We start from the raw sequence: 8,894 nt of genomic DNA, 5'->3' as shown, positions 1-8,894 counted from the left end.
AAAGCTATCTTTCTTGTACAGCAAGGACTATGAGCTATTTTATAGGTGTTTTTAGCATAACAAGTAATGAAGAACCAGAATAATATTTTTGTAGTAAGCCAACATCAACCTATACTAACTAACATCAAGTTGAATTTCATAACCTAATCTTTTCGGTAAAGAAATTTTATAAACATCACCTTGATTCATTTCTCCCGGTTCTTTCATTTCACTCAAAGCTGCCACAACCTCATCAGAATTTGCCGTGAGAATGACAACAGGATTCTGGCAAGCAATGGGAAAATCATGCCAAGTACCAAGATGTAATAATAAACCATGTCCCGCAGGAAAGCGAAATGCTTTGACTTGATTTAAATCTGGTAAATCTTCATTTTTATCGTGGTTAGGTGTTGCCAAAACCATAATAAATGGAGATTGTCCCAAAGCTATAAATATTTGTGTCATATGCATGTGACGTTCGAGCCAGATAATATTAGGATATCCCGGCATTATTTTCGCAGTTCTAAAAGTTGCAGTTCCGCGATAGGAAAATTCAATATTTTCACCTTCGATAACTCGTCCTTGATAAAAAGGAATACCAAGTCCAGGTTTACTAACATCATCCCCTAATAAATATCCGTAATCTTTGATATTTTCATGAGTGGCATCAACCACAGGAATTGTTAAAGTTTTAATTGGTGTTATTGTCATATTTTTGTTTGTTTTATTTCTTACTTAATTTTATTATATCCCTGACTTCATAATTCAGAGATATCTTAATGTTAATCAGTTGAGAACATGAAAATATATATGGATTCTCACGATTAAAATATAACTCTTATATTAACTATTATCTAGCATCAAATTATAAATTTTCTCACCTGTAGTTAACCAAGTATTAGGCTGATTTTTAATATGTAATAAACACTTTTTTAGATACTTCATCCGTAAAGGTTGACCAACAATAAATGGATGTAACCCAATAGCCATAACCCTGGGATTTGATTCTCCATCCAACCATAATTGGTCAAATTGGTCTGATATAGCTTGAGAAAATTCTTCCCCAGAAAAGCGATTACTTAAACACAAGCTAATATCATTTGCCTCAATTGTATAAGGAATCGCCAAAATTTTATTATCATTATTTAAGGGATACCAATATGGTTGGTCATCATTTACCCAATCAGCAGTATAAACAATTCCAGCCGCATGTAGTAATTCAAATGTTGATTCTGTAATCGAAAATCCCGGTGTTAACCATCCTTTTGGTAATTTACCCGTTGCTTGCTTAAGTAATTCTAAAGTCTTATCAATTGTGGCAGCTTCTGTTAAGCAATCCATTTCACTATGACCAGTAGAATTATTAATTCCATGTGCCATAACTTCCCAACCATAATCCTGTATCCCATCCATTATTTCCGGATACAACGAACAAATCTCACCATTTACTGCTGCTGTAACAGGTATTTCCAACTCAGCAAATAGCTCAAACAATCGCCAAATACCAACACGATTTCCATAATCTCGCCAACCATAATTAGCTATTTCTGGCTGGCTATTTAAATGTGGTTGGATTGCCGTTCCCAGCTTGCCAAAAGTGAAATGCTCCACATTCATGACTACCCAAACCGCAATGCGAGAAGCAGAGCTTAACGTCGAAGACGTATTACAATTGGGTAATTTCAAAATTGGACGTTTGCTGATTGGTTGGAAAGATGGTGGATGCATCATAGATTCTAATAGAACATATTTACTATAGGCTGGGCAACTTTATGGGAAGCCAAAAAGAGCCGTAACTACGTAAGAATATAGTATTCTGGTGTAAATAAATTATATTTTATATTTCTCAATCAGGCGAATCCGGAATATTGCGATCGCGAACTGTATCTAATTCATACTGCTAACTTTAATACCATTTCTCGGTTAGAAGCTGTTGATAGCCAGTTGTATTAATTAGATTTAAGAATATTAAGTGCTTCTCGACAGAGAATTTGTATAAAAAAAGGCTTAACTTTCTCAGGAGATAATCCAATGGAAATGGCTCTTTTCGTATTTTTTTTGTTAGTAATGATAATTCATTATCCGCAGTCACAAACTGAAACGGAAGATACAACACCTGATGATGAGTATGTGGTGATGGTTGTCAAAAAGAAGGACATTAAAAAGGAATAGAAAAATAAAAATTCACTTGAATTAAGAAGAAATTAGGAAAAAAAGTGTCCCAAATTGTAGGGATAGCCCATCCTTATGAATAATAACATTTATAAGTCGATGCTTGGGAGACTTTATTTTCTGAAAGTTCTTAAGTTGTTTTAAATTCAATCAGGGTGTTTTTTAACGAACCACTAGGGTTGAAAAATCATGAAATAAGTGATAAAAAAGCTAATATTCCTAAGTTTTAAATTTGGGAATCACACCTTCAATACCTTCAACATACCAATCCATTACCAATTGCTCTTTATCATCCAAAAACTGACCTTTAGGAACTCGAATCACACCTTTTTGGTCTTTTACTGGACCATCAAAAGGATGAGCAGTGCCTTTAATTATCTCATCCCGCTTATCATTAACTAACTTTTGTACATCTTGATTAATTACAGGATTCATAGGTGAAATATCTACCAATCCTTGGGTAATTCCTTGCCAAACTTCTTCCGATTTCCAAGTTCCATTCATCACAGATGAAGCTTTCTCTATATAAAATTTTCCCCATTGATTAATTGCTGAAGTTAAATGTGATTTTTGTCCGAATTTACTCATATCAGTGTTGTAACCAAAAGCATAAATTCCCTTTTCTTCTGCGACTTGAATTACTGCTACTGAATCTGTATTCTGTGTGAGAATATCCGCACCTAAACTTACTAAACTTTGTGCAGCTTCCCGCTCTTTGATGGGATTGTACAAAGTTTTTACCCAGGTAACACGAACTTTTGCTAGGGGATTTGTTAGCCTAACTCCTTGAGTAAATGCACAAATTTCTCTAATGACTTTGGGAGTTGGAAAAGCAGCAACAAAGCCAATAATATTAGATTTAGTCATTTTTCCCGCAATCATTCCAGTCAAGTATCGGGGTTCTTCAAATCTGCCTAAATAAGTACCAATATTTGTAGCTTGTTGATTATATCCCAGTTGCTCAAATGCCACTTTTGGGAAAGATGAAGCAACCTTCAAAGTTGAATTCATGTAACCTAATGAAGTCATAAAAATTAACTTACTGCCATCAAGTGCTAATTGTCTAATTACCCTTTCTGCATCTGCACTTTCGCTGACATTTTCGACAAAGGTAGTTTCCACTTTACCTTTAAGATTTGCCTCCATTTCTCTACGTCCCAAATCATGGGCATAAGTCCAACCAAAATCACCCACGGAACTAGTATAAACAAATCCTACCTTAAGCGCTTCATTTGCGACTACAGGTGAAGCTGGAATAGCTATTTGAGGTTGGGGAGAATTAGATTTTGAATTGCGATATGCCTCTGGCATTAAGCTCTGCTTATCGCGACTCCCCATGAGGGTATCACAACCCGCAAAAATCAACCCTGTACTGGTTAAAGCAGCATACTTTATAAATTTTCGTCGTTCCATATTTATCAAAATTAGTTAATAAATAGTTAATAAATTAAGTTAATGAATTGAGGCTGTGCTGGTTAGGTATTATTTACTTTTTGCCTGATTCTAGCTTATACTTACCTGAATTAGCTACTCCGGAAAATAAAAACAATGGATTTCATAATATATATACAAAATAAGGGTTGATAACTTTATTGAGGATAATAAAATAAGGGTTAACAGCCGTTAACCCCTACTTGTGTTTTCATATGTTCACAAACATTTATAAATATTCATAAATATTTCATCATTATTTGCAAATTAGAACTGTTGCCAAGCTTGGAAAAATATATATACTGACAAAATAGCTAGTAAACTACGAAATGCAATACTAACAACATGGTCAGGCAATTTAGGTAAAAAACGTGTACTAATTTGCGCTCCGACAAGTCCACCTAATCCTAAAATTATTCCTTCAGTCCACAAAATATTACCCTTTGCGGCATGTCCAATTGTTGCCGAAATAGCAGTAATTATAATTACACCTAAACTAGTTTGAATCGCAACTTTAATCGCTTCTCCAAGTAGTAAAATTTGCAGTGGTACCATAATTACCCCACCACCAACACCAAATGTTCCTGCAAGTACTCCTGCAACTCCTCCTGTAAAGATTCTTGCGAGGAAAGGGTTAAAATTTTGCTCTTGGTTTTGCCCTTGTTTTTGAGATAGACGCTTCCGCAATTCAACTAAATATATATTCAGTAAAAGTAGTAATCCAAAAGCCGTTAGTAGTATATAACTGGGTATTTTGGCAGCAATTTCTACACCTAATTGTGCAGTTATAACCGCAGGTAATCCTAATGCGATGACGCGATTAAAACTTAAATAACCCATGCGCCAATTTTGGATACTTCCAGAAATTGCAGTAATTACAATTGCCAAACTACTAGTTGCAACTGCTTTGATTGGTGGATATCCCAAAGCTATTTGTATGGGTACTAAAATAGTCCCACCACCAATGCCTAAAAAGCCCGCAAGAATACCAGAAAATAAACCACCAATAACTAGAAGTGACCAATTTGAGGGAAGCATAGTTGATTTTGGATTTTGGATTTTATATTTTTGGTTTTCGTAGAGACGTTCCGGTGGAACGTCTTAACTTATATTTTAATTAGTTGAGGTAAAATTGATTTTGAGAGCATTCCATGTACACCTTTTTGTGGGCTATTTACTGCTTGGCTAATGCGAAAATTTACAGCCAAACTGCATAAAACATAAGCATCCTCTGGCGATAAATTTACAAACATTTCTAAAAAATAAATCATATTTTCTACGGCTTTTTCTAAAGCTTCATCTAGGGTATTACCAAAACCCATTGTGATGATATCAGTTGGGGTTTCTGCAATTGGTATTTGCAGTTGCAAATCTTTACGCAATTTGAGCTTAATAGTGCCATTCATCGAAGTTTCGATCGCAGTCACATTAACTTCCCCATCTCCCTGTGCAGAATGACCATCTCCAATAGAAAATAACGCACCAGTGACAAATATTGGTAAATATATTTTTGCTCCTACTTGTAATTCGCGATTATCAATATTACCACCATAATTACCTGGTGGAATTGAAGAACGATTCTCTTCTGGGGTTGCGACTCCAAGAATACCAAAAAATGGTTTAAGGGGAATTTTAATCCCTGAATGTTGAGGAAATTCGGCAATCTTATTCTCTAAATCTAAGTCTATAAATCTCAAAGCTGGTTGGGTAAATTTCTGTCGTAAAGCACCCCAACCGCTACGAATTGCATTAAACCCAACTGGTAAACTGGGATAAATTTCAATTAATTCAACCTCTAAAACATCTCCTGGTTCAGCATTATTTACATATATTGGTCCTGTTAGTAGATGTGGTCCTTGAGCAATTTTACGTTCTGCTGGGAGATTTTGACAAATATCAATTAATTCTGGTGTGAGAAATGCTGCAGGTGCTTTGTCGTAAACGTAGAATCCAGTGTATGTTTCGACTGCAATAGTATCATTAGATTCAACGGTTAGGGATGGTGTGAGCAAGTGTGAGAAACCACCTAAATGTACGGTGTCTTTGGTGGCTTTGAGAATATGGTGAGACATGTAATTTATGATTTAATCAGTATGTAAGTTGTTTGCGGTTACAAATACGTTATAGCTTTTAAGTATGGATTTTCTCAACTTATTTTTTCAGGGGAGTAGATGCGTTAAGCTTCGCTTATCGATAAAAGCGTATCGCACTTTTTTTCAGATTATTTTTTAGATTGAATCGTGATTCTATATGGGTTCAAAGATTTCCGATTAATCAATTTTTTGTTGCTTTTCCAGATAAGAGGTAATTAATCCCTCAATCTCAGATTCCAAAGTATCAATATCAGAATTTGCAGTATTAAAATAACCATATTGATGCAAAATCCTAATTGCCGATATAGTTGCTAATTTAGAAGCTTTATCTCGCCTTTTATGTAATGTATCAATAATAGAATTATCTTCTTTTTTTTCTTTTTTTAAGCAAGATTTTTCAATAGCTTTTTGTGCTTTTTCTATCGAACAAAGATAAGTTCCTTCACCCAAAGCACCCACTTCTCGACCTAATTTATTATAGCGAATCCCGGAAGTGAGGGTGACAGTTCCATTTGCAGAAATATCTTCAATCTCATCAATTACAGCTTTACTACCACGCCAATCATCATAGAAAAAAACACCTATTGTATCTCCCACTTTGAGTTCAAAAGTATCCATAAGCCGATTTATTTTGATTTAGATAAATAAAATAATACTATTTTTATTCATCAATGGGTTAAGGAACTTCCAGAAAATAAAATATCCCAATTAATGATAGATAAGCTAAAAAGCACCTAAATCATATATTAAGGCAGGCAGGGATGCCCAACCCACAGGAAGTATAATGATTTAGATTATATGATTTAAATGCGGAACAGCTTATACAACCATATCATTCCTAAGGGCGGGAAAACCCCTACAATAATTTGGGATGATTTATTTATTCGCGTTCCCTAATACCGCTAAACCCTTGTTTTACCTACTTAATAATACTGAGGGAAAAATATATATTTCATACCTTGCAGGTACTTGCAAAAATATAATGAGTGTTATACTCAGTATGTAAAGACAACTAGAGTTCAGCCTTTTGCTAGTGTGGAATAGGAGCAAAAACGATTTAGTTAGGAGTGTTTTCTGGTGTTGTTTATTACAGAGTCATTTTTGCTACTAAGAATTATAGAAATAGGTGTGTCGAATAGTGATTCTGTGGAGCGCGATCGCAGTTATTACGTCTACCCGACTGGAGGCAAATAGATCTATGTTAGACAATAAACATAAATGCAATTGTAATAATTGCGATTGCTGTAATGGATATGCACGAGACGCAAAAAATCCGAATCGATACGTCAATTTAGAAAACGGAAAAGAACGCAACCTTAATCACAAGAAGCCGAAACTAGATTGGCTGATTATATTATTATTGTTGCCTTGGTTGTGGAATTATATGTATGGTTAAAACCCAAGTATACCTCCCACCTCAGTAAGGATAAGGCAAGTTAGATAGAGTATTATTCCCATATCCCCCATAATGCCTAAAACCCGATGGAGATGTGACATGTCACATCTCTTTCTGTATTCCTATGCACCTCAATGAGGTTTAATGGTTAATGAATAAATATTGAGTTTTGTTAAATTAAGATGATTAAATTTTGGCAACTTCTGACTAGTTTTGTTTTAGCATTTTTGCTACTGTTCCCTGTATCAGCACAGGCTGCGAGTTCTTCAGGTGTAACAGGTTCAACTTTGTTACAAAATTTGAAGGGTAAAGACTTCTCCGGGCAAAGTTTAGTAGGTGAGGAGTATACCAGTACGAATTTAGAGAACGCGAATTTTAGTAATGCTGATATGCGCGGAGTTGTATTTAACGGTACGTTGCTGCACGATGTGGATTTGCATGGGATTGATTTTCAAGAAGGGATAGCATATTTATCTGATTTTAGAGGTGCAAATCTCAGCGATGCGGTTTTAACGAACGCAATGATGTTGCGATCGCTCTTCGACAATGTGAATGTGACTAATGCTGATTTTACCAATGCGGTACTAGATAGAACCGAAATTAAGAAATTATGTGCCACTGCAAGCGGTGTCAATGGGAAGACTGGGGTATCTACTCGCGAGTCACTGGGATGTAAGGATAAATGAAAAAATAGGGCATAGGGAATAGGGCATGGGATATTCTATTTCTACATGCCCAATTTTGAATATATTGTTATTCTTGCCAAATAAATGGGTAACTTGTAATTGGATGGTATATTTGTGTTGCCAAAGGCATAATAAAAATTACGATGAAGTCTGTTGCGGATGCTCCCAAACTTGAATTGAATACTACAGAGAATTTAATAATTCTCACTTCCGAACTGCGAAAAGTTTATAACACTGGCTTTTTCCTGAACCAAAAAGTCATGTCTCTCAAAAACTGCTCGCTAAAAGTATATAGGGGTGAGACTTTTGGTTTATTAGGACCGAATGGCGCTGGTAAGACGACACTATTAAAACTATTATTAGGTATTATCCGTCCAACTTCGGGACGAGGTTTGTTGCTGGGTAAACCATTAGGCGATCGCACCGTAAAGCAGCGTATTGGTTATCTGCCTGAGAATGCTTATTTGTACGAATATCTGACTGGTTGGGAATTCTTGCAGTTCGCTGCGGGGATATTTGGCATTTCTGGTAAAGTGCAGCGTCAGCGCATTCCCCAGTTATTGGAGTTGGTGGGATTATCCCAAGCTGATGCCAAGAAAAAACAGATGCGTCGCTATTCCAAGGGGATGTTGCAGCGTGTGGGAATGGCACAGGCTTTGATTAATGACCCGGAACTGGTATTTTTAGATGAGCCGATGTCTGGACTCGATCCTTTGGGACGTTTCCAAATGCGGGAGACAATATTGACTCTTAAAGCTCAGGGAAAAACGATTTTCTTCAACAGTCATGTTTTAAGCGAGGTTGAAAAGATTTGCGATCGCGTGGCGATTCTCGCGAAAGGTGAGTTAGTTTGTTCTGGTTCTTTGGATGAGTTATTGGGTATTACCACTTCATACCGTGTCAAAGGACAAGGTGGTGATTGGGATGTGTTGAAAAAATGGATACCCGAAATTCAGTTTACTGCTGATGGGTATTGGGAAGGGGTATTAGAAAGCGATTACTATGATTTTCTCGCAAGTCTCCGGTTGATGGGGGCAAATGTGGTTGCCATGAATTTATTACGTCCATCCCTAGAAGAATTTTTTATCCAGCAAATTCAGGGATAGAAAAAATTAGGAGATATGGGAAGGTTAGTTG

Annotated in this window: 10 protein-coding genes; 4 read left to right on the top strand and 6 right to left on the bottom strand. The window is 36.0% G+C overall.

What is annotated here, in order from left to right; genetic code table 11:
• Positions 1 to 114: 114 nt before the first annotated feature.
• Positions 115 to 690 carry an ureidoglycolate lyase gene (locus CK510_RS20840; protein WP_095723528.1) on the bottom strand — a complete coding sequence of 192 codons (576 nt, stop codon included), beginning with the start codon at positions 688 to 690 and terminating at the stop codon, positions 115 to 117.
• A gap of 132 nt (positions 691 to 822) precedes the next feature.
• On the bottom strand, positions 823 to 1,596 hold the full coding sequence (locus CK510_RS20835; protein WP_245912244.1) for a polysaccharide deacetylase family protein: 774 nt from the start codon (positions 1,594 to 1,596) through the stop codon (positions 823 to 825).
• Here CK510_RS20835 and CK510_RS33580 point away from each other — a divergent pair.
• Both CK510_RS33580 and CK510_RS34050 read left to right on the top strand, forming a co-directional pair.
• Positions 1,595 to 1,738, top strand: coding sequence for a hypothetical protein (locus CK510_RS33580; protein ID WP_245912243.1), 144 nt, complete (start codon positions 1,595 to 1,597; stop codon positions 1,736 to 1,738). The two genes, CK510_RS20835 and CK510_RS33580, sit on opposite strands and share 2 nt — an antisense overlap.
• Before the next feature lie 278 nt (positions 1,739 to 2,016).
• Positions 2,017 to 2,151: a hypothetical protein gene (locus tag CK510_RS34050; RefSeq protein WP_281257064.1), complete on the top strand. Its 135-nt coding sequence runs from the start codon at positions 2,017 to 2,019 to the stop codon at positions 2,149 to 2,151.
• A 219-nt stretch (positions 2,152 to 2,370) separates the two neighbouring features.
• On the opposite strand, the gene CK510_RS20830 is transcribed toward CK510_RS34050, so the two are convergent.
• From CK510_RS20830 to CK510_RS20815, 4 genes are all read right to left on the bottom strand, one after another.
• Positions 2,371 to 3,462, bottom strand: coding sequence for a BMP family ABC transporter substrate-binding protein (locus CK510_RS20830; RefSeq protein WP_373695821.1), 1,092 nt, complete (start codon positions 3,460 to 3,462; stop codon positions 2,371 to 2,373).
• Between the two features lie 387 nt (positions 3,463 to 3,849).
• On the bottom strand, positions 3,850 to 4,620 hold the full coding sequence (locus tag CK510_RS20825; RefSeq protein WP_095723526.1) for a sulfite exporter TauE/SafE family protein: 771 nt from the start codon (positions 4,618 to 4,620) through the stop codon (positions 3,850 to 3,852).
• Positions 4,621 to 4,688: 68 nt separating this feature from the next.
• Positions 4,689 to 5,654, bottom strand: coding sequence for an acetamidase/formamidase family protein (locus tag CK510_RS20820; RefSeq protein WP_095723525.1), 966 nt, complete (start codon positions 5,652 to 5,654; stop codon positions 4,689 to 4,691).
• Between the two features lie 198 nt (positions 5,655 to 5,852).
• Positions 5,853 to 6,293, bottom strand: coding sequence for a hypothetical protein (locus CK510_RS20815; protein ID WP_095723524.1), 441 nt, complete (start codon positions 6,291 to 6,293; stop codon positions 5,853 to 5,855).
• 960 nt (positions 6,294 to 7,253) lie between these two features.
• Between CK510_RS20815 and CK510_RS20810 the strand changes: the two genes are divergently transcribed.
• Complete coding sequence (locus CK510_RS20810) at positions 7,254 to 7,757, top strand: pentapeptide repeat-containing protein (protein WP_373695820.1); 504 nt, start codon at positions 7,254 to 7,256, stop codon at positions 7,755 to 7,757.
• Positions 7,758 to 7,900: 143 nt separating this feature from the next.
• Complete coding sequence (locus CK510_RS20805; protein WP_095723523.1) at positions 7,901 to 8,863, top strand: ABC transporter ATP-binding protein; 963 nt, start codon at positions 7,901 to 7,903, stop codon at positions 8,861 to 8,863.
• Positions 8,864 to 8,894 lie beyond the last annotated feature (31 nt).

Origin of the sequence: Brunnivagina elsteri CCALA 953, from assembly GCF_002289455.1 — a bacterium.
GTDB classification, from domain to species: domain Bacteria; phylum Cyanobacteriota; class Cyanobacteriia; order Cyanobacteriales; family Nostocaceae; genus Brunnivagina; species Brunnivagina elsteri.
This window is presented reverse-complemented; position numbering and strand designations above follow the sequence as displayed.